Raw genomic sequence first — 24,981 nt, 5'->3', positions numbered from 1 at the left:
CCACTGCGACCGGCGACCATTCATGACCAAGAAAGTTTACGTAAAGACCTTCGGCTGCCAGATGAACGAGTACGACTCCGACAAAATGGTCGACGTGCTCGGTGCCGCTGAAGGACTCGTCAAGACCGACACGCCCGAAGACGCGGACGTCATTCTCTTCAATACGTGCTCCGTGCGCGAAAAGGCACAGGAGAAAGTGTTCTCCGACCTGGGGCGCGTGCGCGAACTGAAGGAAGCGAATCCGAACCTGCTGATCGGCGTGGGCGGTTGCGTCGCGAGTCAGGAAGGCGCGTCGATCGTGGCGCGCGCGCCTTACGTCGATATCGTCTTCGGACCGCAGACGCTGCATCGCTTGCCGGCCATGATCGACAAGCGGCGCGCCACGGGCCGCGCGCAAGTCGACATCACCTTTCCGGAAATCGAAAAGTTCGATCATCTGCCGCCGGCGCGCGTCGAGGGTCCGAGCGCGTTCGTCTCGATCATGGAAGGGTGCAGCAAATACTGCAGCTATTGCGTCGTGCCTTACACGCGCGGCGAGGAAGTGTCGCGCCCGCTCGATGATGTGCTGACCGAAATCGCCGGTCTCGCCGATCAGGGCGTGCGCGAAGTGACGCTCCTCGGCCAGAACGTGAACGCCTACCGGGGCGCGTTGACGGCCGGCGCGCATGAAATCGCGGACTTCGCGACGCTCATCGAGTACGTCGCGGAGGTGCCGGGCATCGAACGCATTCGTTACACGACTTCGCACCCGAAGGAATTCACGCAGCGCCTCATCGACACGTACGCGAAGGTGCCGAAGCTCGTTTCGCACCTGCATTTGCCGGTGCAGCACGGCTCCGACCGCATTCTGATGGCGATGAAACGCGGCTACACCGTGCTCGAATACAAGTCGGTCATTCGCCGGCTGCGGGCAATTCGCCCGGATTTGTCGCTGTCGACGGATTTTATCGTCGGTTTCCCCGGCGAAACCGAGGACGATTTTGCCAAGATGATGGCGCTCGTCGAGGAAATGAGTTACGACACGAGCTTCTCGTTCATCTACAGCCCGCGACCAGGCACGCCGGCTGCAAACCTGCATGACGATACGCCCCGCGAGGTCAAGCTCAGGCGCTTGCAGCACTTGCAGGCGACGATCGAGGAAAACGTCGTGAGAATCAGCAATTCGATGGTCGGCACTGTGCAGCGCATTTTGGTGGAAGGTCCGTCGCGCAAGGATCCGAGCGAGCTCGCCGGACGCACGGCGAACAATCGCGTCGTCAACTTCCCGGCGCCGCTCGCTTCGCATGCGCGACTCATCGGCCAGATGATCGATGTCGAGATCAACCACGCGTATCCGCATTCGCTGCGCGGCGCGCTCGTGCTCGCACCCGAGACGGCCGCCCCCGAGCTTGCCAATTAATCCTACGAGACCGGACAGGACACCCACCCCGCCTTGAAGAACGCTCCCCAGCAGCATCTCGAATTCACCGCTCCGCGCGAAGACAACGCGCGGCTCGCGAACCTCTGCGGCCCGCTCGACGAAAATCTGAGGCAGATCGAACAGGCGCTCGACGTGACGCTGTCGCGACGCGGGCACAAGATCTCGATTCGTGGCCGGGGCGCCAAAGTCGCGCTCGCGGCGCTCGAAAACTTCTACAACCGCGCCCGCGATCCGATTTCCGTCGACGATATTCAGCTCGCGCTCGTCGAAGCAAGCCATGCGGCGCGGCTAGCGAAAGAAGCCGGCCAGAACGGCGAGGACGACGGGCAGAACGACCCGCGTTTCCGCGGCGACCCGGATCACCCGTTCGACGAGCCGAGCGCCACGATGGACCTCGGCGAGGACGAAGATCACGGCCCGACGCTGTACACGCGCCGCGCCGACCTGCGTGGCCGAACGCCCATGCAGCGCCAGTATCTGAAGCAGATCGTCGCGCACGACGTGACGTTCGGCATCGGGCCGGCCGGCACGGGCAAGACGTATCTCGCCGTCGCCTGCGCCGTGGATGCGCTGGAGCGCGATCAGGTCAAGCGCATCGTGCTGACGCGCCCAGCCGTCGAGGCGGGCGAACGGCTCGGCTTCCTGCCCGGCGATCTCGCGCAGAAGGTCGATCCGTATCTGCGCCCGCTCTACGACGCGCTCTATGATCTGCTCGGCTTCGACAAGACCGCGAAGATGTTCGAGCGCCAGATGATCGAAATCGCGCCGCTCGCCTACATGCGCGGCCGCACGCTGAACCACGCGTTCATCATTCTCGACGAGGCGCAGAACACCACGCCCGAGCAGATGAAGATGTTCCTCACGCGTATCGGCTTCGGCTCGAAGGCGGTCGTGACCGGCGACACGACGCAGGTGGACCTGCCGCGCGGCCACAAGAGCGGGCTGATCGAAGCGCAGCACGTGCTGTCGGAAGTGCGCGGCATCGCCATCACGCATTTCACGTCGGCGGACGTGGTGCGGCATCCGCTCGTCGCGCGCATCGTCGAGGCTTACGACGCGCAGTCGCAAAAAGACGCCGCGCTCGCCGAGGCAGCGCGCGCGGCCCAGCAGTCGCAAAAACCTGCATGAAGCCGAGCCTCACGCTGAACCTGCAGTTCCCGGCTGCAAAGGCGTTTCCGTCGCACAAGGCGCTGTTGTCCCGCGCGACGGTCGGCCGCTGGATCAAGGCGTCGCTCTTTGCCGACGCCGAGTTGACGGTCCGCTTCGTCGACGAAGAAGAAGGCCGCATGCTGAATCGCACGTATCGGCAGAAGGATTACGCGACGAACGTGCTGACCTTCGCATATGCGGAATCCGAGGACGACCCCGTTTCGGGCGATCTGATTCTGTGCTGTCCGGTGGTCGAAAGGGAAGCCAGCGAGCAAGGCAAGCCGCTCGACGCGCACTACGCGCATCTGATCGTGCACGGCACGCTGCATGCGCAGGGCTACGATCACGAGGTCGAAAGCGAAGCGCAAGAGATGGAATCCATCGAGACGGATATCATGCAGTCTCTCGGCTTCCCCGATCCGTACGTGCCATTGGTCTGACTTTCGCCGATCCGCTGCCCCGTCCGCACCGTGAACGACAAGACACCCGAGTCCACGCCCGCTATCGAGAGCCCGCCGCTCGATCCGCAGCAGCCTCGCCCGGACTATCCGCCCGCGCTACTCGACACGCCGCTTCTCACCGATGAGGAACTCGCCGCATCGCGCGAAGCGGCGCTTTCGCATTGGGACCGCGCGTCGGACCTGTGGCTCTTCGGCTATGGCTCGCTCATCTGGAATCCCGGCCTGCCGACGCTCGAAGCCGTGCGCGGCAAAGTGCATGGCTATCATCGCGGGCTGTATCTGTGGTCGCGCGTGAATCGCGGCACGCCGGAGCAGCCGGGGCTCGTGCTCGCGCTGGATCGCGGCGGCTCCTGCACCGGCATGGCGTTTCGCCTCGGCGGCCCGGACACGGAAGCGCATCTCGACGTGCTGTGGAGACGCGAGATGTCGATGGCCTCGTATCGTCCGGCATGGCTGCCGTGCACGCTCATCGACGGACGACGCGTCGAGGCGCTCGCGTTCGTCATGCGCCGCGACGCCACGTCGTACACAGGCAAGCTCGCCGATCCGGTGATCCGCACGGTGTTCGGCTGTGCGAGCGGCCGATACGGCACCACGCTCGACTACGTGAGCCGCACGGTGGAAGCCTTGCGTGAATGCGGCATGCGCGACCGCGCGCTCGAGGCGCTGCTCCGACGTTGCCAGGGCGGCAAGTGATCTTCTCGCGGGCCGAAGAGAGGGTCGGCCGATCGGCTAACGATGCCCGCCTGACACCTATTTTGCATATCGATCGGCTAGCATCGTGGAGCGTTTCGCTAAGCGCGCCGCACCACGCAGGCCGCGTTTTACCTTGGTGTATGCTTAAGTTTCTGTTAATTCGCGCCCGGGTCTTCCCGGGCGCTCCGCTATGAACGAACCCTATCCCAGTCGACGCCACGCCGACAAACCGCAGGAAAAACGCTCGCTGCTCGAGCGTCTGACCGATTTCATCTCGCACGAACCCGAGTCGCGCGACGAGCTTCTCGAAGTGCTGCAAGACGCCCACGAGCGCAACCTGCTCGACGCCGATTCGCTTTCGATGATCGAAGGCGTCTTTCAGGTGTCCGATCTCTGCGCGCGCGACATCATGATTCCGCGCGCCCAGATGGACGCCATCAACATCGCGGAAACGCCCGCCGAATTCATTCCCTTCGTGCTGGAAAAAGCGCACTCGCGCTATCCGGTGTACGAGGGCAACCGCGACAACGTCATCGGCGTGCTGCTCGCGAAAGACCTGCTGCGCTATTACGCCGAGGAAGAGTTCGACGTGCGCGGCATGCTGCGCCCCGCCGTGTTCATTCCCGAGTCGAAGCGGCTCAACGTGCTGCTGCACGACTTCCGCGTGAACCGCAATCACATTGCGATCGTCGTCGATGAATACGGCGGCGTCGCGGGCCTCATCACCATCGAGGACGTGCTGGAGCAGATCGTCGGCGACATCGAGGACGAATACGACTTCGACGAGGAAACCGGCAATATCATCGCATCGCCGGACGGCAAGTTCCGCGTGCGCGCGCTGACGGGCATTCAACAGTTCAACGAAGAATTCGGCACCGACTTCTCCGACGAGGAAGTCGACACCATCGGCGGGCTCGTCACGCACCGGTTCGGGCGCGTGCCGCATCGCGGCGAGAAGGTGCGCATCGACGACTTCGTGTTCGAGATTCTTCGCGGCGACGCCCGCCAGGTTCACGTGCTGCTCGTGCGGCGCGTGCCCAATCTCACGCAGCAACCGCGTCAGCCCGGCGACGACGAGAGCGAGCTGCGCGACTGACCGGCGGCGCGCGCGCCGCCCACCGCTTCGAGAATCACCCTTTCGCTTCCGCCGACCTAGCAATCCATGGCCGATTCACCGTTTCGCTCCCTCTCGCGTCAACGCGACGTCACAGCTTCCGCTGCGCCGCGTGCCCTCCCGTTCTGGCATTACCTCGTCGCCGCCGTGCTCGGCGCGGCGAACACGCTGTCTTTCGCGCCGACGCCGCACGGCGGCTGGATCGAACTCGTCATCTTCGCGTGCTTCTTTGCGTGGCTGTCGCGCACGAACGGCTGGAAAAGCGCGGCGGCAACCGGCTGGGCCTTCGGCTTCGGCAACTTCGTCACGGGCGTTTGGTGGCTGTATGTGAGCATGCACGACTACGGCGGCATGGCCGCGCCGCTCGCCGCCGCCGCGGTCGCGCTGTTTTCGCTTTATCTCGCGGTGTATCCGGCGTTGTCGAGCCTCGTCTGGTCGCTCGTCGCGGGACGCGCCCGCTTCGGCGACGAAGACGCTGCCACCGCCCGCGAGATCGACGCATCGCCGCGCTTTGCGCCAACCTGGCACGGCGCGTTCGCGTTCGCAAGCGCCTGGGCGCTCGGCGAATGGCTGCGCGGACTCGTCTTCACCGGCTTTCCGTGGCTCGCGAGCGGCTATGCGCAAGTGGACGGCCCGCTCTCCGGGTTCGGCGCGATTGCCGGCGTGTACGGCGTCGCGTGGGTGCTCGCGCTCGTGGCTGCGTGCATCGTGCAGGCGGTGGTCGCGTTTCGCGGGATGCGGCGGCGCGCGCTGGCGCCCGCATTGACGGCGCTTGCGCTGATCGTCGCCGGCATGCTGCTCTCGCTCGTGCAATGGACGACGCCCGCGAACGCGCCGCTCGACGTGCGTCTGCTTCAAGGCAATGTAAAGCAGGAGATGAAGTTCGAGCAGGCGGGCGTCGACGAATCGCTCGCGCTGTACAAGCGGCTCATCACCGAGAAGCCGGCCGATCTGATCGTCACGCCGGAGACCGCGCTGCCCGTGCTGGCCGTTCAGGTGCCGCCGGCGTTCGCGAGCGCAATCCGCAGTTTCGCGGACAGCACGAATTCGTCGATTCTTTTCGGCGCGATCGGCGTCACGATTCAGCCGAACGGACGCCCGACCGACTTCACGAACAGCCTCTTCGGCATCACGCCGGGCGTGAACGATGTGTATCGCTACGACAAGCATCATCTCGTGCCGTTCGGCGAATTCGTGCCGCTCGGCTTTCACTGGTTCGTGAACCTGATGGGCATTCCGCTCGGCGATCTCGCGCGTGGCCCCGTCGTGCAAAAGGCGTTCTTCGTGCGTAACCAGCCGGTCGCCGTCGATGTTTGCTACGAGGACATCTTCGGCGAAGAGATCGCGCGCACGCTGCGCGAACAGGAAACGCCCGCGGGCATTCTCGTCAACTCGACGAATCTCGCGTGGTTCGGCAACACCATCGCGCTCGATCAGCATTTGCAGATCGCGCGCATGCGTTCGATCGAAACCGGCCGGCCGACGCTGCGAGCGACGAACACGGGCATGACCGCCGTGATCGCGGCAAACGGCGATGTCGTGTCGCGGCTGCCGACCTTCACGACCGGCGTGCTCGAAGCGCGCGTGCAGGGGACGTCGGGGCGCACGCCGTATGTGACGAGCGGTAATGCGACGGTGATCGTCGTGTCGCTGCTGTTGCTGGCGGTGGGGTTTGCGTTCGCGCCGAGGAGAAGAAAATAGCGGGTGAAGGCGTCGGCCTTTTGGCGACGACGCCTTCACCGCTCTAATCGACCTTCTCGCGCACTGTTCGGAGTCAGACAAAATTCAAACACTGTGCGCCGATCCGGCCCATCAACCAACCGTCCCACCATGCACGCAGCCCTTGCGCCCGCTGAAGTTTCCATCGTCATCCGATGCTTCAACGCTGCGGCAACGCTCGCTCGTGCCCTCAACAGTTGCCTCGCGCAGCCGGAAGCTGCGCAGATCATAGTCGTCGATGATGGCTCGGAAGACACATCACTAGATATCGCAAGAAGCATCGCACTCACTGACGCACGTGTTCAACTGCTGCAAACACCGGCGAACGGAGGGGCTGCACGCGCGCGGAATCTCGGCGCCCAATACGCTGCGCATCCGCTCCTCGCGTTCCTCGACGCCGATGACGAATATTGCCCGGCGCCCTTGCTCGAGCGGTCGGCACGCTTCGGATGGCGCCGGAACAACACGTCGTGCGGCTCAACGTGGCATTCGTGGGATATCCGCCCAACGTCGTCGGGTTCTCCGGGTTCGCGCACCATGCCGAGATCATGAACAACATGATCATCAGCAGTCTCCTCATTCGCCGGACCGCCATCCTGGCGTTGGGCGGCTTTCCCGAAGACGACGTGTATCGTCAGTACGGCGGCGAGGACGGCACGCTACAGTCGGCCATCATGGTGCTGTTTGGATGCATCAGACTGACCGGTCCCAAGAACGTGTTCAATCACTACCATTCAGATAGTCACGTGGCACAGTATTTCCGGCGCATGATGGGCGAACTCGACAGTCCGGTTGATGCGGTGCACAAGTTGCGCCACGCGGTGGAGTCCTACGTGGCGCAGGCCCGCGCAGCCTGGAACAAGCACCTCGACGACGCGAAGCAGGCCTCACTCGGACCGCAAGTTCAATGACCGCGGGCAGCCCAATCGCGCAGTTCATGCCCGACGCGCTGAATCACCTCGTCCCAGTCGCCCGGTCTCTCCTGCCGGAATAGCCGCGCTGAGGGATACCACGGCGAATCGTCGCGGTCGCGCAGCCAGCGCCAACAGGCGTCAAAGCGCGACAGAATCCACACAGGCTTGTTCAGCGCGCCTGCAAGGTGCGCGACAGACGTGTCGACTGCAATGATCAGGTCGAGCAGAGAGACGATCGCGGCCGTATCGGCGAGGTCGAGTACTTCAGGCATGAGGTCCAATGGGCGCCGCTCTTCAGGCAAGTCGCCCAACTGCGCGCTGCTTGCGTCTCCTTTCTGAAGACTCACGAATTCGATATAAGGGATCTCCAAAATTGGGAGAAAGCGCCTTAGACCGATCGAACGGCGTTGATCGACCTCGGTCAGAAGCGGGTTATGCAGTCGTGGATCTCCCGCCCACACAAGACCGACCCTGAGCTTGCCGGCCGGCAAGCGTTGCTTCCAACGTTCCACATCTTGCGCGAGCGGCGCGAGATAAGGCATCTCGCGGGGAATCGTGTCCAGGGTGGTTCCGAAGCAAAGCGGCAGGCTCATCGAGAAGCACCAGAAATCGTGAGGCGGCAGGCGATGAAACGCCTCGACACCGATGCATTCGCTAACGCTTTCCATTTGCTGGAACAGGCGCATGAGCGGTCGTGCGCAGACCACCGTGAGCTTGGACGCGCCGCGCATCGCGATGAGCGGGAAGTATCGGCTGAATTGAACGCCATCGCCCAAGCCCTGCTCGACGAGGACCACGATTGATTTGCCTAGCAGCGATTCCCCTTGCCACTGGGGATAATCGACAGGCGGCAGAAATGTCTTCTCTCCTGGCAAACGCGGATCGAACCGGACTTCGTGCATCGGCCAACCTTCGGTGTATCGTCCCTGACTAAGCAATAGCAATGACAGGTGAAACCTGGCGGTTGCGTGCTCTGGTTCGAGCGTCAACGCTTGTCGATACAGTGCCTCTGCCTCTTGAAGCCGCTTCAATTCGACCATTACTCCGGCAAGATTGGTCTGCACCGTAGCATCGTTCGGGCGCAAGCGGGCCGCCGCTTCCAACGACCTCAATGCGTCCGTGAAACGGCGCAGCCTAAGATGCACGTTTCCGAGGTTGTTATGCGCCTCGGCCAATTCCGGGCTTAACGCAATAGCCTCGCGATATGCTGCCTCGGCGCCATCGAGTTTGTGTTGTTGTTCCAGGGCCAGACCGAGCCTGAACCGCAGCCAGCCGACGTCGGGCAGGCGCGCCACCGCTTCTCTATAGGCTTGCTCTGCGCAATCCCACTTTTCCAGCGCCAGTTCTAACTTGGCACGTTCCAAAAGGGCCGATAGGTTCTGCGGACAGAGCGCGTACGCGCGCTCATAGGAACCGGCCGCTTCCTGTGGCCGACCCAACGCTTCCAGGGCCGCGCCACGGTGGAAGTGGGCATCCGCGATATCGTCGCGCAAAGCGAGCGCTCTGGACAACTCGATCTCGGCCTCCTGCCACCGCTTCTGCCTAACGAAGAGGAGCGCGAGGTTGAACCGGGCTTCCACGAACGTGGGATTAATCGACAGCGCCCGCTCGTAGGCTGATTGCGCTGCTTCGTAGTTTCCTTGCCGGGAAAGGAGAATGGCGTAGTTCGAATGGACGCCTACGGAGTTCGGTTCAGCCCGAAGCGCCTTCTGCCACAGTGCTTCTGCTTCCTCTTCCCGATTGAGTTTGAGCGCGCAGATCGCGGCTGTGTTCAGAACTTCGGCATCGACCGCATCCTGTTCCAGAAGCGGCGCCAACGCCTTCAGCGCCTGGTCGAACTGGCCGCCTTCGTAATGCGCCAGCGCTTGCTGATAACTACTTTGGTCTTGCATCTTCGGCGGTTGTCGATTCGTGTTCTTGGTCGGCGGATCGTCATCTCAGCGATAGTCGAATGTGACGACGCGCGGATTGGATTTTTTAACACGACGATTCTTCAAACCGGGCGTCTGTACTGAAACATTACACAATGACACCAATGCCCAAGTTTCCTCAGAGCCAATCCCGAGTTTGCCCAATCGAGACGCCCCGGTCATCCCCGCGCCGCCGACGCTGCACGCCCGGCCAATACGCTAGAATCATGCGTTTAAGCGATGTGGCCGAGCCTGTTAGTCGCATCTGTCTCGACGATGGCCGCGCCGCGTCCGCCCCGAAAAAAGCAACCATGCTCACCTTTCAGCAAATCATCCTGACGCTGCAGTCCTATTGGAACGACAAGGGCTGCGCGCTTCTCCAGCCCATCGACATGGAAGTCGGCGCGGGCACCTCGCACGTGCACACCTTCCTGCGCGCGATCGGTCCCGAGCCGTGGCGCGCGGCCTACGTGCAGCCGTCGCGCCGCCCGAAGGACGGCCGTTACGGCGAGAACCCCAACCGCCTGCAGCACTACTATCAGTATCAGGTCGTGCTCAAGCCCGCGCCTGAGAACATCCTCGACCTGTATCTCGGCTCGCTCGAAGCACTCGGCTTCGATCTGAAGCAGAACGACGTGCGCTTCGTCGAGGACGATTGGGAGAACCCGACGCTCGGCGCATGGGGACTCGGCTGGGAAGTGTGGCTCAACGGCATGGAAGTGACGCAGTTCACGTACTTCCAGCAGGTAGGCGGCCTCGACTGCAAGCCGGTGCTCGGCGAGATCACGTATGGCCTGGAACGCCTCGCCATGTATTTGCAGAAAGTCGAGAACGTGTACGACCTCGTCTGGACCGAGTGGGAAGAAGACGGCCCGAACGGCAAGGTGCTGCGCCGGCTGACCTACGGCGACGTCTATCACCAGAACGAAGTCGAGCAGTCCACCTACAACTTCGAGCACGCGAACGTCGATCTGCTCTTCAACTTCTTCAACAGCTACGAAGCCGAAGCGAAGAAGATGATCGAGGCGAAGCTCGCGCTGCCCGCCTATGAACTCGTGCTGAAGGCCGGCCATACGTTCAATCTGCTCGATGCGCGCGGCGCCATTTCCGTGACCGAGCGCGCGGCGTATATCGGCCGCATTCGGGCGTTGTCGCGTCTCGTCGCGCAGGCTTACTACGATTCCCGCGAAAGTCTCGGCTTCCCGATGCTCGGCAATCCGGTGCACGCCGCCGCGGAGCTCGTCACCGATCAGCAGGAAGCCGCGCGTCCGGCCTGGGCGCCGCCGCTGAAGGTGGAAAGCGCGCCGCCGGGCGAAACGCGCAACAACGATCAGGTTTGACGAGGCAAGACAGAACAATGACGCAATCCAATCACGCTTCCCTGCTCGTCGAGCTGCTCACCGAAGAACTCCCGCCGAAAGCCCTCGCGCGTCTCGGCACCGCGTTCGCCGAAGGCATCGTCGAGCGGCTCGCCGCCCGCGATCTGATCGAAGGCGCCGTATCGTTCGAACAGTATGCGACGCCCCGCCGCCTTGCCGTGTTGATCCGCAACGTGCGCGATGTCGCGCCCGAGAAGCAGGTCCGCGAAAAAGTGCTGCCGGTCTCGGTCGCGCTCGACAAGGAAGGCAATCCCACGCCGCCGCTCGCGAAGAAACTCGCCGCGCTCGGCTTTCCCGACTTCCCGCTCGCGGAGCTCGAACGCGCACAGGACGGCAAGGCCGAGGCGTTCTTCCTGCGCTATGCCGCGCCCGGCGCAACGCTCGCCGACGGCCTGCAAGCCGCGCTCGACGAAACGCTCACCAAGCTGCCGATTCCGAAGGTCATGACGTATCAGCGTCCGGACGGCACCAACGTGCAATTCGTGCGTCCGGTGCAGCGCCTTGTCGCCATGCACGGCCGCAACGTCGTGCCGGTGAGCGCGCTCGGCGTCGATGCGGGCGATACGACCATCGGCCATCGCTTTCTGTCGCAGGGTTTCATCGCCATTCCGAGCGCCGACGACTACTCGGAAACGCTGCGCACGAAGGCGCATGTCGTCGCGAATTTCGATGACCGCCGCGAATCCATCCGCACGCAATTGCAGGCGTTCGCGGGCGAGGACCGCGTAGTGATGCCGGAGTCGCTGCTCGACGAAGTGAACGCGCTCGTCGAATGGCCTGTCGTGTATCAGTGCCGCTTCGACGAGGAGTTCCTGCAAGTGCCGCAGGAATGTCTGATCCTCACGATGCAGACGAACCAGAAGTACTTCGCGCTCACGGACCAGAACGGCAAGCTGCGCTCGCGTTTCCTGATCGTGTCGAACATCGATACACAAACGCCTGCCGAAATTATCGAAGGCAACGAGCGCGTGGTGCGTCCGCGTCTCGCGGATGCGAAGTTCTTCTTCACGCAGGACAAGAAGAAGCGCCTCGAGGAGCGCGTGCCGCTGCTTGCAAACGTGGTCTATCACAACAAGCTCGGCTCGACGCTCGAACGCGTGCAGCGTCTCGAAGCGCTCGCGGGCGAGATCGCGCCGATGATCGGCGTCGATGCCGCGCTCACGCGCCGCGCCGCGCGTCTTGCGAAGGCGGACTTGCTGACCGACATGGTCGGCGAATTCCCCGAGTTGCAAGGCACGATGGGCACCTACTACGCGCGCCACGACGGCGAGCCGGAAGAAGTCGCGCTCGCGTGCTCGGAGCACTATCAGCCGCGCTTCTCTGGCGACGACACGCCGTCCACCGGCGTGGGCTCGGCGGTCGCGCTCGCGGACAAGCTCGAGACCATCGTCGGTATCTGGGGCATCGGCCTCGCGCCGACGGGTGAGAAGGACCCGTTCGCGCTGCGCCGTCATGCGCTCGGCGTGCTGCGCATCCTGCTCGAAAAGAAGCTGCCGGTCGACCTGCGCGATCTCGTCGCCGCCGCGCAGCGCCAGTTCGCCGGCATGCCGCGAGTCGCGGATTCGACGGAAGCCGTGTATGCGTTCTTCCTGGATCGTCTGCGCGGCCTGTTGCGCGAACGCGGCTTCGAAGCCAACGACATCGAGGCCGTTCTCAGCCTGAATCCGACGCGTCTCGACGATATCGTCGCGCGTCTCGACGCCGTGCGCGAATTCGCGGCGCTGCCGGAAGCGGCATCGCTCGCGGCGGCCAACAAGCGCATCACGAACATCCTCAAGAAGTCGGAGCAAGGCGCACCGTCGTCGGTGAATGCGGAATTGCTCGTGGAGCCGGCCGAGAAGAATCTGTACGCGCAGATTCAAAGCGTAACGCCGCGCGTGCAAAGCCAGCTCGCCGCGCGCAACTACACCGAAGCGTTGAGCGCGCTTGCCGCGCTGCGCGAGAGCGTCGATACGTTCTTCAACGACGTGATGGTCAACGCGGAAGACGCGGCGCTCAGAAACAATCGCCTCGCCCTGCTCGGCGCGCTGCATCAGCAGATGAACTGCGTCGCCGACATCTCCAAGCTCGCGGCGTAAGTCATGAACAGACGACTCGTGATTCTGGACCGCGACGGCGTCATCAACGTCGATTCGGACGCGTTCATCAAGTCGCCGGACGAATGGGTCGCCATTCCCGGCAGTCTCGAAGCCATCGCGCGACTGAATCAGGCGGGCTACCGCGTGGCGATTGCGTCGAACCAGTCGGGCATCGGGCGCGGTCTGTTCGACATGGCCGCGCTCAACGCCATGCATCAGAAGATGAACCGCGCGGCGGCGGCAGTGGGCGGACGCATCGACGCGATCTTCTTCTGTCCGCATACGGCCGAAGACCAGTGCGATTGCAGAAAGCCGAAGCCCGGCATGCTGCAGCAGATCATCGACCGTTTCGAGATCGATCCGGAAGACACGCCTGTTGTCGGCGACGCCCTGCGCGATCTTCAGGCTGGCGCGGCGCTCGGCTTTCCGGTGCATCTGGTGCTGACCGGCAAGGGCGAAAAAACGCTCGCGCAAGGCAACTTGCCTGAAGGCACGCAGGTTCACAAAGACCTGCGCGCGTTCGCGCTCGACTTCCTCGCGCGGCACCACGACTGACCGCTTTTTGTCACGCACTCTCGGGGCTTCATGCGCTTCATCCGTTCTTTGCTGCTGATGCTGTACTTCGTCGTGTACACCGTGCCGTACGCGACCGCCTGCTTCATCGCGTTTCCGTTCATGCGCGCGCACAACCGTTACTGGATGGCGGCGGGCTGGTGCAAGTCGACGATCGTCGTGCTGCGGTATCTCGTCGGCATTCGCTACACGATACAAGGCATGGAGAACCTGCCGAATGGCCCCGCCGTGCTGCTGTCGAAGCATCAATCCGCATGGGAAACGCTCGCGTTTCCCGCGCTGATGCCGCGCCCGCTCTGCTATGTCTTCAAGCGCGAGTTGCTGTACGTGCCGTTCTTCGGCTGGGCGCTCGGCCTCCTGAAGATGGTGCACATCGACCGTTCGCAGGGCCGTGACGCATTCGCCTCGGTGACGCGCCAAGGCCGCGCGCGCATGGATGAAGGCGCGTGGGTCATCATGTTCCCGGAAGGCACGCGCACGCGCGTCGGCGCGCAAGGCAAGTACAAGACGGGCGGCGCGCGCTTCGCGGTGGCCACGGGCGCGCCTGTGGTGCCGATTGCGCATAACGCCGGGCACGTCTGGCCGCGCAATTCGTTCATGAAATATCCGGGTATAGTCACGGTGTCGATCGGCAAGCCCATCGATACCGCCGGTCTCTCGCCCGAAGAAGTGAATGCGCGCGTCGAGAGCTGGATCGAAACGGAGATGCGCCGTATCGATCCGCTCGCTTATGCCGCGCCGGGCAATGAGCCGCATCGAGCCGGCGCTGCGGGCGCGGGTCGCTAACGCGGCCTAGCACTCGAAAGTCAGAGCCGCGGCGTGCCTTATTCGTTCCTGTCGTCATTTCTGCGCCGCGAGCGCAAAGCCGACCCGATGCAGAAGACTCCCTCGCGACAGCGCCCCGCCGTCGCGCTCGATACACTGCAACTCGATCTCCCGTTCGAGCATGCGCCCGCCGCCGCGCCCGCGCCGCTGCGCGGCGAGCTTCCCTCTTCCGAGCCGACCGCCAAGCCGGCGCCGTTGCCCGAAGGCGTGCGGCTGCGGCGCATCGTGCTCGGCGCGCGGGCGCTGGATTACCGCTTCAAACGCTCGGCGCGCCGCACCATCGGCTTTTGCATCGACGCGACCGGACTCACGATCACCGCGCCGCGCTGGGTGACGATCGCGGATATCGAAAGCGCCATCGTCGACAAGCAAAGCTGGATTCTGCGCAAGCTGGCCGAATGGCAAACGCGCGTCGAGGAACGCGCGCTGCCGCGCATCGAATGGAAGGACGGCGCGGAGTTTCCGTTTCTCGGCAAGACGATTCGCGTGTCGCTGAACGCGGCCGCGAGCGCGCTGTCCTTCGATGCGGAGACCAACGTGCTGGCGCTCGCCCTGCCCGCGCTCGCCGACGCGCAGCAGATCAAGGACCGCGTGCAGAGCTGGCTGCAAAGCGAAGCGAAGCGCATCTTCGGCGAGCGGCTCGCGGTGTATGCACAAAAGCTCGGCGTCGAATTTCGCGCGTACGCGTTGTCGTCGGCGGCGACGCGATGGGGCAGTTGTTCGAGCGACGGCAAGATTCGCCTCAACTGGCGGCTCATTCACTTTCCGATGTCGATCATCGATTACGTGGTCGCGCATGAGCTCGCGCACTTGCGCGAGATGAACCACAGCCCGCGTTTTTGGCGCACCGTCGAATCCATCTTCCCGGAGTTTCGCGAGGCGCGGCATACGTTGAAGCACCATCCGCCGGACCTGCTGCCGACGCTGTAAGCGCGCGTTCTGAGCGAACGGTACAATTTCGCATACCCGCAATCGCGGCTTTGCGCCGCCGTTCATCACAACAGGACCCCCACCATGCGACTCCTCCACACGATGCTGCGCGTCGGCGACCTGCAGCGTTCCATCGATTTCTATACGCGTATTCTCGGCATGAAAGTGCTGCGCCAGAGCGAGAACCCGGAATACAAGTACACGCTCGCGTTCGTCGGCTACGGCGACGAGAGCGAGAACAGCGTGCTCGAACTGACGTATAACTGGGGCGTCGAAAAGTACGAGATGGGCACGGCTTACGGCCATATCGCGCTCGAAGTGGATAACGCGGCCGAGGCGTGCGACCGCATCCGCGAAGCGGGCGGCAAGGTCACGCGCGAAGCCGGTCCCGTGAAGGGCGGCAAGACGGTGATCGCGTTCGTCGAAGATCCGGACGGTTACAAGGTCGAGCTGATCGAAAAGCATTCCTGATCGCTGGTTCAGCGACAAAGCAAGCGCGCTGCGATTCTCGTCGCCGCGCGTTTTTTTTTCGCCTGCCGTCAAGCTTCGATACGGTCGCGTGTCACGCCGAGCAGATCGGCCATCGCGCGCCGCGCGGCAGCGGCGTCGCGAGCGGCGATGGCATCGAACACGGCCGTATGTTCGGCGAGCGATGCGTTGAACACATCCGCGCGCTTCGCATTCAGGCGCAACTGGCCTTCGAGCGTGCGCGCGATCAACGCGCCCAGCGGCACCAGCAACTCGTTGCTGCACGCGGCCAGCACGCACAAGTGAAAGTCGAGGTCGGCGCGAACCCATTCGTCGACGTTCCGCGCCTCCGTCATCGCGCGATGCGCGCGCTCCAGCCGTTCCAGCGTGCTCGGCTCGTGATTGCCAGCGGCGAGCGCGGCCGCATACGGCTCGATCATCTCGCGCATTTCCTGGAGCTTGAGCGCAAAGAGCATGGGCGGCGCGACGCGCGAGTACCAGTCGAGCATGTCGGCGTCGAGAAGATTCCACGCGTCCTTCGGGCGCACCCGCGTGCCCACCTTCGGCCGCGATTCGACGAGCCCTTTAGACGTCAGCGTGCGCAGCGCCTCGCGCAGCACGGTGCGGCTCACGCCGAAGCGTTCGATAAGATCCGCTTCGCGGGGCAACGGCGAGCCGGGCGGGAAATCGCCTCGCAGAATGGCCATGCCCAGTTCGTGCGCCACGCGGCCATGCAAATCGCGGTGAATGATCCACTCCTCGTCGGTCTCGTTGATTCGGGCGTGATTATGCTCGAACTCCTTCGGCGCCCAAAGCGCGTCTGCCGCCAATAGTACTATTAATAGGACCAGACGCGCTGCTTTTTGCTACTATGGAGACCCTTGCAGGAGACGCTCACATGAAAATCACGAAACTCGAAACCTTTATCGTTCCGCCGCGCTGGTGCTTCCTCAAGATCGAAACCGACGAAGGCATCACCGGCTGGGGCGAGCCCGTCGTCGAAGGCCGCGCTCACACGGTGGCCGCCGCCGTCGACGAACTCGCGGACTATCTGATCGGCAAAGACCCGCGCCATATCGAAGACTTGTGGCAAGTGATGTATCGCGCGGGCTTTTATCGCGGCGGCCCGATCGGCATGAGCGCGATCGCGGGCGTCGATCAGGCGCTGTGGGACATTCTCGGCAAGCATCACGGCGTGCCGATTCACGCGCTGCTCGGCGGCCAGGTGCGCGACAAGATCAAGGTGTATTCGTGGATCGGCGGCGACCGTCCGAGCGATGTCGCCAACAACGCGCGCGCGGTCGTCGAACGCGGCTTCAAGGCCGTGAAGATGAACGGCTCCGAAGAATTGCAGATGATCGACACCTTCGACAAGGTGCAAGGCGTGATCGACAACGTGCGTGCCGTGCGCGAGGCGGTCGGCCCGAACGTGGGCATCGGCGTGGACTTTCATGGCCGCGTGCACAAGCCGATGGCGAAGGTGCTGGCGAGAGAACTCGATCCGTTCAAGCTGATGTTCATCGAGGAGCCGGTGCTTTCGGAGAACGTCGAGGCGCTGCGCGATATCGTCAATCAGACGAGCACGCCCATTGCGCTCGGCGAGCGGCTGTATTCGCGCTGGGACTTCAAGCACATTCTCGCGGGCGGCTATGTCGATATCATCCAGCCGGACGCGTCGCACGCCGGCGGGCTGACGGAGTGCCGCAAGATCGCATCGATGGCGGAAGCCTACGATGTCGCGCTCGCACTGCATTGCCCGCTCGGTCCGATTGCGCTCGCGACTTGCCTGCAAATCGATGCCGTGAGCTACAACGCGTTCATCCAGGAACAGAGTCTCGGCATCCACTACAACACGGGCAACGATCTGCTCGACTACATCAAGAATCCCGAGGTCTTCAAGTACGACGACGGCATGGTGTCGATTCCGCAAGGGCCGGGGCTCGGCATCGAAGTCAACGAGGAGAAGGTGCGCGAGATGGCGAAGGTCGGGCACCGCTGGCGCAATCCGGTGTGGCGTCACGCGGATGGCAGCGTCGCGGAGTGGTGATCGGCTCTAGCGTTTGAACGTTGCGTTGACCGCGCCGCGCAGCGCATTGCTGAGAAGCAAGCCTTCGGCGCGGTCGATGTCTCGCACGGTCAGCGTGCGTTCCGACGCGCCGAGTTCGTCCATCAGCACCGCCCGCATGACGCCCGGCAGCACGCCGGCGCTCAAGGGTGGCGTCCACCACTTTCCGTCCGACTTCACGAACACGCTCGAACGGCCGCCCTCGGTCAGTCCGCCGCGCTCGTTCGTGAACAGCATGTCGAACGCGCCTTCGGCTTCGGCGGCTTTCCACGCGCGGTCGTAGTCGGCGCGGCGCGTCGTCTTGTGGCGAAGCAATACATCGGCGGATGACTGCGGCGCGAAGCCTCGGTCCGCGGCGAGCAGCACGTCCACCGTATCCGACGACAACGGCGCGAGCGGCGCGCTCGTCAGCGCGAGGCGTCCGCTCTTGTCGAGCGCGATGCGCAACCTATACGGCTTGCCCGCTTCGAAGCTCGCGCATTGCCGCGCGACTTGGGCATCCAGAGCGCGCTTGTCGAAGAGAAACCCCAAATACGCTGCGCTCGCTTCGAGTCGCGCAACATGACGCGAGTAGTGGCGCACGCCTTCATCCCGCGTGGCGTACGTCGTCTCGAAGAGTTCGAAACCGGGGTCCGCGCCGGTCAGAAAGCGCGCCTTGAGAAGACACTCCTCGTACTCGCTCTCGGCGATGCTATCCAGCACGATCCCCGCGCCGATGCCAAGCACACCGCGCTTCTGATCAGCGTCGATCACGAGAGTGCGAATGGCGACGGAGAGGCAGAAATCGCCGCGTTGATCGAGCCAGCCGATTGCGCCGGTATAAAGCCCGCGCGGCGTGCTTTCGATCTGATCGATGAGTTGCATCGTGCGGTACTTCGGCGCGCCGGTGATCGATCCGCACGGAAAGAGCGCCCGCACGATAGCGGCGAACGACGCGTCCGGGGCGACGCGCGCCTCGACCGTCGAGGTCATCTGCCAGACCGACGCATACGGCTCCACGGAGAAAAGCGCCGGCACATGCACGGAGCCCGTCGCCGCGACACGCGAAAGATCGTTGCGCAGCAAATCGACGATCATTACGTTCTCCGCGCGATTCTTCGGGTCGTCGCGCAGCGCGGCGGGGTCCGAGTCGCGCGGCGCGGTGCCTTTCATCGGCTTTGCGCGCAGCACCTCGCCATGCTTCTCGAGGAAAAGCTCCGGCGAACACGACACGACCGCGCGTCCGTCCGGCAACGCGATCAACGCGCCGTACCTGACCGGCTGCCGCTCCCGCAGCCGTCGATACAGCGCGAGCGGCGAGCCGAACACATCGAAATTCAGCCGGAACGTGTAGTTGACCTGATACGACTCGCCTTCTTCCAGCGTCTGCTTGATGGCAGCAATCGCGTGATCGAATTCGTCGCGCGTGATGCTCGGCCCGATGCCGCCGACGCCCGCGACCGAGGGCTCGGCGCTTCCGGCATTCTGCGACGCGAGCCATTCGCTCGCCTCATCGCGTGAAAGCAGCGCGCACGAGCGGAACATGAGCACGCGCAGCGCGTGATCGCCGCCGCGTCCGATGCTGCCGAACTGAAGGTTGCGCCCGAACTCGTAATCCGCGACAACGACTGCATGCAGTCCGCTTGTCAGATCGCGTTCGATGGCGGCGCAGACCGCATCGAGTTCGCGCCCGTCCTCGCACACATGCTCGTGCGAAAAGTCCGCGTACAAACGACTCGACCGCCTTTCGGCGGTCGCGTCGCAATCGTCGAGCAGCGCGAACACCGCGCTGCGTGCTTCGATTTTCATGGCAATGCTCGTATCGACTGCATCAGTCGAAGAAGCTCTTTACCCGGTCGAACCAGCTTTTGCTCTGCGGGCTATGCCGCGCGCCGCCTTCCGTCAGCGACTTCTCGAACTGCTTCAGCAGATCGCGCTGCTGATCGGTGAGCTTGACTGGCGTTTCCACCTGCACGTGCACGTAGAGATCGCCCGCAATGCTCGAACGCAAGCCCTTGATGCCCTTGCCGCGCAGACGGAACGTCTTGCCCGACTGCGTGCCTTCGGGCACGGTGAAGCTCGCGCGTCCCGCCAGCGTCGGCACTTCGATCTCGCCGCCGAGCGCCGCCGTGGTGAACGGAATCGGCATCTGGCAATGCAAGTCGTCGCCGTCGCGCTCGAACACCGAGTGCTGCTTGATGTGGATTTCCACGTACAAGTCGCCGCTCGGCCCGCCGTTGATGCCCGGCTCGCCGTTGCCCGCCGAACGGATGCGCATGCCGTCGTCGATGCCGGCCGGAATCTTCACTTCCAGCGTCTTCGTTTCCTTCACCTTGCCCGCGCCGTGGCAGTTGCCGCACGGGTCGGGAACGTAGGTGCCGCTGCCGTGACACTTCGGACAGGTCTGCTGGATGCTGAAGAAGCCCTGCGACATCCGAACCTGGCCCTGGCCGTGACACGTCGGACAGGTTTCCGGCTTCGTGCCGGGCTTCGCGCCCGAGCCGTGGCAGACGTTGCAGTTGACCCAGCTCGGCACGCGGATTTGCGTGTCGTAACCGTGCGCGGCCTGCTCCAGCGTGATCTCCATGCTGTAGCGCAAGTCCGCGCCGCGATACACCTGCGGACCGCCGCGACCGCCGCGCGCCGCGCCGCCCGCGGCCTGCCCGAAGATGTCGCCGAAGATATCGCCGAACGCATCGGCAAAGCCGCCGAAGCCTTGCGCGCCCGCGCCCGCCATGTTCGGATCGACGCCCGCGTGACCGTATTGATCGTACGCGGCGCGCTTCTGCTGGTCGGAGAGCATCTCGTAGGCTTCCTTCGCCTCCTTGAAGTTCTCTTCCGCCTTCTTGTTGTCCGGGTTGCGGTCAGGGTGATACTTCATCGCGAGCTTGCGATACGCCTTCTTGATCTCGTCGTCGCTCGCGTTCTTCGCAACGCCCAGAACGTCGTAGTAATCCCGTTTCGCCATGTCGGTTCCATGCCGCCGCGGAGTGACCGCGACGGTTCCTCTCGAATGCTTCGGACCAAACGGCCCGCGCGTAACCTCTGACGCCTCGCTGCAAAAACCCGCCTTCAGCGCGACGCCCCAAAAAAACAATGTGCCCGGTCGAGCCGTTCGGCTCGCCAGGCGCGTTTCACGTCAGACGCTCAACGCGTCCTGCCGCGGTGTTTTCGCGTGAAACTGCCCGCGAAAAGACCGCGAGCGCGTGAACGTTGCCATCCACGCGCTCTGCGGCTTAGTCCTTCTTCACTTCCTTGAAGTCGGCGTCGACCACATCGTCATGCTGCTGGCTCGCGCCAGCCGATGCCGCTTCCGCGCCGGCCGCACCGGCAGCCGCGCCCGCCGCGCCTTGCTGCGCCTGCATGTCGGCGTACATCTTCTCGCCGAGCTTCTGCGATGCCGTAGCCAGCGCCTCAATCTTCGCTTCGATCGTCGCCTTGTCGCTCGACGTGTTCTTCAGCGCCTCTTCGAGGTCCTTCAGCGCGGCTTCGATCTTTTCCTTCTCCGAAGCGTCGACCTTGTCGCCGTACTCGGCAACCGCCTTCTTCGTGCTGTGGACCAGCGCGTCGCCCTGGTTGCGGGCATCGGCCAGTTCGCGCAGCTTGTGATCTTCCTCGGCGTTGGCTTCGGCGTCCTTCACCATCTTGTCGATTTCGGCGTCCGTCAGACCCGAGTTCGCCTTGATGGTGATCTTGTTTTCCTTGCCGGTCGCCTTGTCCTTCGCGCCGACGTGCAGAATGCCGTTCGCGTCGATGTCGAAAGTCACTTCGATCTGCGGCACGCCACGCGGTGCGGGTGGAATGCCTTCGAGGTTGAACTCGCCGAGCAACTTGTTGCCTGCGGCCATCTCGCGCTCGCCCTGGAACACCTTGATCGTCACGGCGCTCTGGTTGTCGTCCGCCGTCGAATACACTTGCGAGTGCTTCGTCGGGATCGTGGTGTTCTTGTTGATCATCTTCGTCATCACACCGCCGAGCGTCTCGATGCCGAGCGAAAGCGGAGTCACGTCGAGCAGCAGCACGTCCTTGCGGTCGCCCGACAGAACCTGACCTTGAATCGCGGCGCCCACGGCCACGGCTTCGTCCGGGTTCACGTCACGGCGCGGTTCCTTGCCGAAGAACTCCTTCACCTTTTCCTGCACCTTCGGCATGCGCGTCATGCCGCCGACGAGAATCACGTCGTCGATTTCACCGACCTTCACGCCTGCATCCTTAATAGCGATGCGGCACGGTTCGATCGTGCGCTCGATCAGGTCTTCCACGAGCGCTTCGAGCTTCGCGCGGGTGATCTTGAGGTTCAGGTGCTTCGGACCCGACGCGTCCGCCGTGATGTACGGCAGGTTGATTTCGGTCTGCGCCGTGGACGACAGTTCGATCTTCGCCTTCTCAGCGGCTTCCTTCAGGCGTTGCAGCGCGAGCACGTCCTTCGACAGATCGACGCCCTGCTCCTTCTTGAACTCGCCGATGATGTAATCGATGATGCGCTGGTCGAAGTCTTCGCCGCCCAGGAACGTGTCGCCGTTCGTCGACAGCACTTCGAACTGCATTTCGCCGTCCACATCCGCGATTTCGATGATCGAGATATCGAACGTGCCGCCGCCCAGGTCGAACACGGCGATCTTGCGGTCGCCCTTTTCAGCCTTGTCGAGGCCGAACGCGAGCGCGGCTGCCGTCGGTTCGTTGATGATGCGCTTGACTTCCAGACCGGCGATGCGGCCGGCGTCCTTGGTTGCCTGACGCTGGCTGTCGTTGAAGTACGCCGGAACCGTGATGACGGCTTCCGTCACCGGCTCGCCGAGGTAATCTTCAGCGGTCTTCTTCATCTTGCGCAGCACTTCCGCCGAGATTTGCGGCGGCGCGAGCTTCTGGCCGTGCGCTTCGACCCATGCGTCGCCATTGTCGGCCTTGACAATCTTGTAGGGCATCAGGCCGATGTCCTTCTGCACTTCCTTCTCTTCGAAGCGGCGGCCGATCAGGCGCTTGACAGCGTACAGCGTGTTGCGCGGATTCGTGACCGACTGACGCTTGGCAGGCGCGCCGACGAGGATCTCGTTGTCATCCATGTACGCGATGATCGACGGCGTGGTGCGCGCGCCTTCCGAGTTCTCGATGACCTTGACCTGATTGCCTTCCATCAGCGCCACGCACGAGTTCGTGGTGCCGAGGTCGATGCCGATGATTTTGCCCATTTTTATACTCTCCTAGCTTTGATCGCTTTGGCGCTGCGGCCGGAAAACGCCGGCTTTTGCGGCCGATTCAACGGGCCGAACGCCCAAAATTCATACCTGTACGCAAGATAAGAGCGCCGGTTTCGTTTTCAAGACCCTGAGTGCAATGCGGTCTATAACTTTTTGCGCTCCGGCTCGCGTCATTCCTTTGCCGCCGCCGCGCGGATTTTTTCGCGCGCCGCCGCGACCGCCGCCTCGAACTGCGCAAGACCGTGCCAGCCGGTCGCGCGGCCGAGCCGCTTGCCGCGGTGAAAGAAGAACCACGTCGGCACGCCGTGCAACATGAAGCGGCGGCCTAGCTCCCGATGCTCGTACACATTGCTGTGAAACCACTTCAGTCCGAGCGCGCGAATGGCGTCGGGCTGCGCGAGCATCGCCTTTTTCGCGATCTCGCAGTTGAAGCAGTCGAGGCCCCAGAAGAACACGACGGCCAGTTCGTCGCCCGCCGACGCCAGCCCGCCGTCGAAGCCGGCGGCGTCCAGTTCCTGCATCTCGAAGACGGAGAAAGCGGTCGAATCGACGGGCACGTTGGCCATGATCGCGAACCTCGCGGGCTTACTTCGGCGCAGCGACGGTGACGAGCGCCGGACGCAGCACGCGATCGGCGATGATGTAGCCCTTCTGCAGCACTGCAACGATGGTGTTCGGCTCTTGATCCGCCGGCACCATCGAGATGGCCTGATGACGATGCGGGTCGAACTTCTCGCCGACCGGATTCAGCGCGACGACGCGGCCCTTTTCCAGCGCGCCCGTCAACTGGCGCAGCGTCAGTTCGACGCCTTCGCGCACCTTGGCGAGGTCCGTGGACTGATCGGCGAGCGCGGCTTCGAGGCTGTCGAGCACCGGCAGCAGGTTTTCAGCGAAGTTCTCGATGGCGAACTTGTGCGCCTTCGCCACGTCTTCCTGGCCGCGGCGGCGTACGTTCTCCGTTTCAGCCTTTGCCCGGAGGAATTCTTCCTGCAGCGCGGCCACGCGAGCCTGCGCTTCCGCCAGTGCCGTTTCGGTGGCGTTCGTGCTGTTGGTGGCGGCTTCCGGCGCAGCAGTGCCGTCTGCCGAGGCGGCCTGCCCGCCTGCCTGATTCAAGTCGGCGGCCTGGCGCGCGTTTTCGTCGGCGGGCGTGGGGTTCTGGCTCGCTGAATTCTCTTGCGTGTTTTCCATGTCGCTGAGTGTCATTACCGTGATTGGATGGATCGGGAGGCCGCCAGCCATCGAAGGCCGGCGCGCTTCCTCGCGCTAGCTGCCGAAATTGGGGCAGCGGAAAAGTTTTCAAGGGTTTGTCAGATCAAAATTGAACGTCAGTGTGCCAGCCCGGGCGCGCGCGAAATAAGCGGTAACGGACGTTTCGCCGCATCGCGTAAATTGAGATTGAGGGAATCGAGCGGCTCACCTACACTTCGATCAAGCACCGCAGGACGCACGTTTACCCTAATCCTACGATTGCTTCAAACCGCTTACGCGTCGCCAATTTCCTGATCCTCGCGCGGTCGTCCAGCCGCCGTTCCCGTTTCCCGGGGGTACCATGAAACTGACCTTTGCCATCGCGGTGGTCGCCCTGGTACTCGTCGCGGGAACCACGACCATCTGCATGTCCGGCGCCCTGACCGCCCGCACCACCGAGTACGGCGGCGTTCACGCGACGGTCGAAGAATTCTTCAATCCGAACCTGAAAATCTGTCGATGATGCGGCGGTCGCGCTTCGTCGGCCTGCCCTGCATGCCGGCGGCGGGCTCGCGAAACGTCTTGCGCCGTTCCGCTTCCGCGAGCCGCTTGGTCCGGCCTTCGTCGGTCTCGGCGTAGAGCGTCTGCGCCACCGGCGCGGGACCGCGCACGTCGCACAGGCCGAGCACCTGCACCTGCCAGACGATCCGCTCGATATCGATCTCGACGATATCACCCACCCGCACGTCCTTCGACGGCTTCACGTTCGCGCCGCCGATCCTCACGCGGCCTTTCTCCACTGCGTCGCTCGCGAGCGAGCGCGTCTTGAAGAAACGCGCGGCCCACAGCCATTTGTCGATGCGCAGGCGCGCGCCCGGTTCCGTCGTGATCTTGTAATTCATGGTGATTCTCGTG

Annotated in this window: 23 protein-coding genes; 15 read left to right on the top strand and 8 right to left on the bottom strand. The window is 63.5% G+C overall.

The genetic code is table 11. The features are described from left to right. Nucleotides 1–22 precede the first annotated feature (22 nt). The 7 genes from miaB to HWX53_RS03865 all read left to right on the top strand — a co-directional run bounded on the left by miaB (nt 23) and on the right by HWX53_RS03865 (nt 7,470). Nucleotides 23–1,399, top strand: a complete 1,377-nt coding sequence (gene miaB, locus HWX53_RS03900; protein WP_175939520.1) for a tRNA (N6-isopentenyl adenosine(37)-C2)-methylthiotransferase MiaB — start codon at nt 23–25, stop codon at nt 1,397–1,399. Nucleotides 1,400–1,432: 33 nt separating this feature from the next. Further along, entirely contained in the window at nt 1,433–2,548 is a 1,116-nt protein-coding gene (locus HWX53_RS03895) for a PhoH family protein (RefSeq protein ID WP_175939519.1), read from the top strand. Beyond that, nucleotides 2,545–3,009 carry an rRNA maturation RNase YbeY gene (ybeY, locus tag HWX53_RS03890; protein ID WP_175939518.1) on the top strand — a complete coding sequence of 155 codons (465 nt, stop codon included), beginning with the start codon at nt 2,545–2,547 and terminating at the stop codon, nt 3,007–3,009. Before HWX53_RS03895 ends, ybeY begins: the two co-directional genes overlap by 4 nt. Nucleotides 3,010–3,039: 30 nt before the next feature. Further along, on the top strand, nt 3,040–3,726 hold the full coding sequence (locus HWX53_RS03885; RefSeq protein ID WP_175939517.1) for a gamma-glutamylcyclotransferase: 687 nt from the start codon (nt 3,040–3,042) through the stop codon (nt 3,724–3,726). 190 nt (nt 3,727–3,916) lie between these two features. Next, nucleotides 3,917–4,822: a transporter associated domain-containing protein gene (locus HWX53_RS03880; RefSeq protein ID WP_175939516.1), complete on the top strand. Its 906-nt coding sequence runs from the start codon at nt 3,917–3,919 to the stop codon at nt 4,820–4,822. 66 nt (nt 4,823–4,888) lie between these two features. After that, nucleotides 4,889–6,541 (top strand): apolipoprotein N-acyltransferase, encoded by a 1,653-nt coding sequence (gene lnt / locus HWX53_RS03875; RefSeq protein ID WP_175939515.1) that lies wholly within the window; start codon nt 4,889–4,891, stop codon nt 6,539–6,541. 467 nt (nt 6,542–7,008) lie between these two features. Next, nucleotides 7,009–7,470 (top strand): hypothetical protein, encoded by a 462-nt coding sequence (locus tag HWX53_RS03865; protein ID WP_175938246.1) that lies wholly within the window; start codon nt 7,009–7,011, stop codon nt 7,468–7,470. Here the strand turns inward: HWX53_RS03865 and HWX53_RS03860 are convergent. Next, nucleotides 7,464–9,365 (bottom strand): tetratricopeptide repeat protein, encoded by a 1,902-nt coding sequence (locus tag HWX53_RS03860; RefSeq protein ID WP_175939513.1) that lies wholly within the window; start codon nt 9,363–9,365, stop codon nt 7,464–7,466. The two genes, HWX53_RS03865 and HWX53_RS03860, sit on opposite strands and share 7 nt — an antisense overlap. A 329-nt stretch (nt 9,366–9,694) precedes the next feature. Between HWX53_RS03860 and glyQ the strand changes: the two genes are divergently transcribed. From glyQ to gloA, 6 genes are all read left to right on the top strand, one after another. Further along, nucleotides 9,695–10,723: a glycine--tRNA ligase subunit alpha gene (gene glyQ, locus HWX53_RS03855; RefSeq protein ID WP_175939512.1), complete on the top strand. Its 1,029-nt coding sequence runs from the start codon at nt 9,695–9,697 to the stop codon at nt 10,721–10,723. A 17-nt stretch (nt 10,724–10,740) separates the two neighbouring features. After that, entirely contained in the window at nt 10,741–12,840 is a 2,100-nt protein-coding gene (glyS, locus tag HWX53_RS03850) for a glycine--tRNA ligase subunit beta (RefSeq protein ID WP_175939511.1), read from the top strand. 3 nt (nt 12,841–12,843) lie between these two features. Continuing rightward, nucleotides 12,844–13,395: a D-glycero-beta-D-manno-heptose 1,7-bisphosphate 7-phosphatase gene (gene gmhB / locus HWX53_RS03845; protein ID WP_159835296.1), complete on the top strand. Its 552-nt coding sequence runs from the start codon at nt 12,844–12,846 to the stop codon at nt 13,393–13,395. 30 nt (nt 13,396–13,425) lie between these two features. Beyond that, the gene (locus tag HWX53_RS03840) at nt 13,426–14,199 is read left to right on the top strand and encodes a lysophospholipid acyltransferase family protein (RefSeq protein WP_175939510.1); all 774 of its coding nucleotides are present in this window, start codon (nt 13,426–13,428) and stop codon (nt 14,197–14,199) included. 87 nt (nt 14,200–14,286) lie between these two features. Further along, on the top strand, nt 14,287–15,168 hold the full coding sequence (locus HWX53_RS03835; RefSeq protein ID WP_175939509.1) for a SprT family zinc-dependent metalloprotease: 882 nt from the start codon (nt 14,287–14,289) through the stop codon (nt 15,166–15,168). Between the two features lie 84 nt (nt 15,169–15,252). Further along, a complete protein-coding gene (gloA, locus tag HWX53_RS03830) occupies nt 15,253–15,639 on the top strand; it encodes a lactoylglutathione lyase (protein ID WP_175939508.1) in 387 nt (128 codons plus the stop codon). A 68-nt stretch (nt 15,640–15,707) separates the two neighbouring features. Here the strand turns inward: gloA and HWX53_RS03825 are convergent, their stop codons facing one another. Further along, on the bottom strand, nt 15,708–16,343 hold the full coding sequence (locus tag HWX53_RS03825) for an FCD domain-containing protein (protein WP_244139991.1): 636 nt from the start codon (nt 16,341–16,343) through the stop codon (nt 15,708–15,710). A 191-nt stretch (nt 16,344–16,534) separates the two neighbouring features. Between HWX53_RS03825 and dgoD the strand changes: the two genes are divergently transcribed. After that, nucleotides 16,535–17,683 (top strand): galactonate dehydratase, encoded by a 1,149-nt coding sequence (gene dgoD / locus HWX53_RS03820; protein ID WP_175939507.1) that lies wholly within the window; start codon nt 16,535–16,537, stop codon nt 17,681–17,683. A gap of 6 nt (nt 17,684–17,689) precedes the next feature. Here the strand turns inward: dgoD and pabB are convergent, their stop codons facing one another. From pabB to grpE, 5 genes are all read right to left on the bottom strand, one after another. After that, nucleotides 17,690–19,489, bottom strand: coding sequence for an aminodeoxychorismate synthase component I (gene pabB / locus HWX53_RS03815; RefSeq protein WP_175939506.1), 1,800 nt, complete (start codon nt 19,487–19,489; stop codon nt 17,690–17,692). Nucleotides 19,490–19,511: 22 nt separating this feature from the next. Further along, complete coding sequence (gene dnaJ, locus HWX53_RS03810; RefSeq protein ID WP_175939505.1) at nt 19,512–20,648, bottom strand: molecular chaperone DnaJ; 1,137 nt, start codon at nt 20,646–20,648, stop codon at nt 19,512–19,514. A gap of 268 nt (nt 20,649–20,916) precedes the next feature. After that, a complete protein-coding gene (gene dnaK, locus HWX53_RS03805) occupies nt 20,917–22,869 on the bottom strand; it encodes a molecular chaperone DnaK (protein ID WP_175939504.1) in 1,953 nt (650 codons plus the stop codon). Nucleotides 22,870–23,048: 179 nt separating this feature from the next. Next, the gene (locus HWX53_RS03800) at nt 23,049–23,444 is read right to left on the bottom strand and encodes a thioredoxin family protein (protein ID WP_175939503.1); all 396 of its coding nucleotides are present in this window, start codon (nt 23,442–23,444) and stop codon (nt 23,049–23,051) included. 19 nt (nt 23,445–23,463) lie between these two features. Continuing rightward, a complete protein-coding gene (gene grpE / locus HWX53_RS03795) occupies nt 23,464–24,066 on the bottom strand; it encodes a nucleotide exchange factor GrpE (RefSeq protein ID WP_175939502.1) in 603 nt (200 codons plus the stop codon). A 361-nt stretch (nt 24,067–24,427) separates the two neighbouring features. Between grpE and HWX53_RS03790 the strand changes: the two genes are divergently transcribed. After that, nucleotides 24,428–24,589 carry a hypothetical protein gene (locus HWX53_RS03790; RefSeq protein ID WP_175939501.1) on the top strand — a complete coding sequence of 54 codons (162 nt, stop codon included), beginning with the start codon at nt 24,428–24,430 and terminating at the stop codon, nt 24,587–24,589. Here HWX53_RS03790 and HWX53_RS03785 read toward each other — a convergent pair. Further along, nucleotides 24,561–24,968: an RNA-binding S4 domain-containing protein gene (locus tag HWX53_RS03785; RefSeq protein WP_175939500.1), complete on the bottom strand. Its 408-nt coding sequence runs from the start codon at nt 24,966–24,968 to the stop codon at nt 24,561–24,563. The two genes, HWX53_RS03790 and HWX53_RS03785, sit on opposite strands and share 29 nt — an antisense overlap. Nucleotides 24,969–24,981: the final 13 nt, after the last annotated feature.

The sequence above is a fragment of the Caballeronia sp. BCC1704 genome (genome assembly GCF_902833455.1).
Taxonomy (GTDB): Bacteria; Pseudomonadota; Gammaproteobacteria; order Burkholderiales; family Burkholderiaceae; genus Caballeronia.
This window is presented reverse-complemented; position numbering and strand designations above follow the sequence as displayed.

Coding starts and splice junctions, on each gene's coding strand:
- miaB (WP_175939520.1), top strand. CDS start 23: ATGACCAAGAAAGTTTACGTAAAGACCTTCGGCTGCCAGATGAACGAG.
- ybeY (WP_175939518.1), top strand. CDS start 2,545: ATGAAGCCGAGCCTCACGCTGAACCTGCAGTTCCCGGCTGCAAAGGCG.
- HWX53_RS03880 (WP_175939516.1), top strand. CDS start 3,917: ATGAACGAACCCTATCCCAGTCGACGCCACGCCGACAAACCGCAGGAA.
- lnt (WP_175939515.1), top strand. CDS start 4,889: ATGGCCGATTCACCGTTTCGCTCCCTCTCGCGTCAACGCGACGTCACA.
- HWX53_RS03865 (WP_175938246.1), top strand. CDS start 7,009: ATGGCGCCGGAACAACACGTCGTGCGGCTCAACGTGGCATTCGTGGGA.
- HWX53_RS03860 (WP_175939513.1), bottom strand. CDS start 9,365: ATGCAAGACCAAAGTAGTTATCAGCAAGCGCTGGCGCATTACGAAGGC.
- glyQ (WP_175939512.1), top strand. CDS start 9,695: ATGCTCACCTTTCAGCAAATCATCCTGACGCTGCAGTCCTATTGGAAC.
- glyS (WP_175939511.1), top strand. CDS start 10,741: ATGACGCAATCCAATCACGCTTCCCTGCTCGTCGAGCTGCTCACCGAA.
- gmhB (WP_159835296.1), top strand. CDS start 12,844: ATGAACAGACGACTCGTGATTCTGGACCGCGACGGCGTCATCAACGTC.
- HWX53_RS03840 (WP_175939510.1), top strand. CDS start 13,426: ATGCGCTTCATCCGTTCTTTGCTGCTGATGCTGTACTTCGTCGTGTAC.
- HWX53_RS03835 (WP_175939509.1), top strand. CDS start 14,287: ATGCAGAAGACTCCCTCGCGACAGCGCCCCGCCGTCGCGCTCGATACA.
- gloA (WP_175939508.1), top strand. CDS start 15,253: ATGCGACTCCTCCACACGATGCTGCGCGTCGGCGACCTGCAGCGTTCC.
- HWX53_RS03825 (WP_244139991.1), bottom strand. CDS start 16,343: ATGGCCATTCTGCGAGGCGATTTCCCGCCCGGCTCGCCGTTGCCCCGC.
- dgoD (WP_175939507.1), top strand. CDS start 16,535: ATGAAAATCACGAAACTCGAAACCTTTATCGTTCCGCCGCGCTGGTGC.
- pabB (WP_175939506.1), bottom strand. CDS start 19,489: ATGAAAATCGAAGCACGCAGCGCGGTGTTCGCGCTGCTCGACGATTGC.
- dnaJ (WP_175939505.1), bottom strand. CDS start 20,648: ATGGCGAAACGGGATTACTACGACGTTCTGGGCGTTGCGAAGAACGCG.
- dnaK (WP_175939504.1), bottom strand. CDS start 22,869: ATGGGCAAAATCATCGGCATCGACCTCGGCACCACGAACTCGTGCGTG.
- HWX53_RS03800 (WP_175939503.1), bottom strand. CDS start 23,444: ATGGCCAACGTGCCCGTCGATTCGACCGCTTTCTCCGTCTTCGAGATG.
- grpE (WP_175939502.1), bottom strand. CDS start 24,066: ATGGAAAACACGCAAGAGAATTCAGCGAGCCAGAACCCCACGCCCGCC.
- HWX53_RS03790 (WP_175939501.1), top strand. CDS start 24,428: ATGAAACTGACCTTTGCCATCGCGGTGGTCGCCCTGGTACTCGTCGCG.
- HWX53_RS03785 (WP_175939500.1), bottom strand. CDS start 24,968: ATGAATTACAAGATCACGACGGAACCGGGCGCGCGCCTGCGCATCGAC.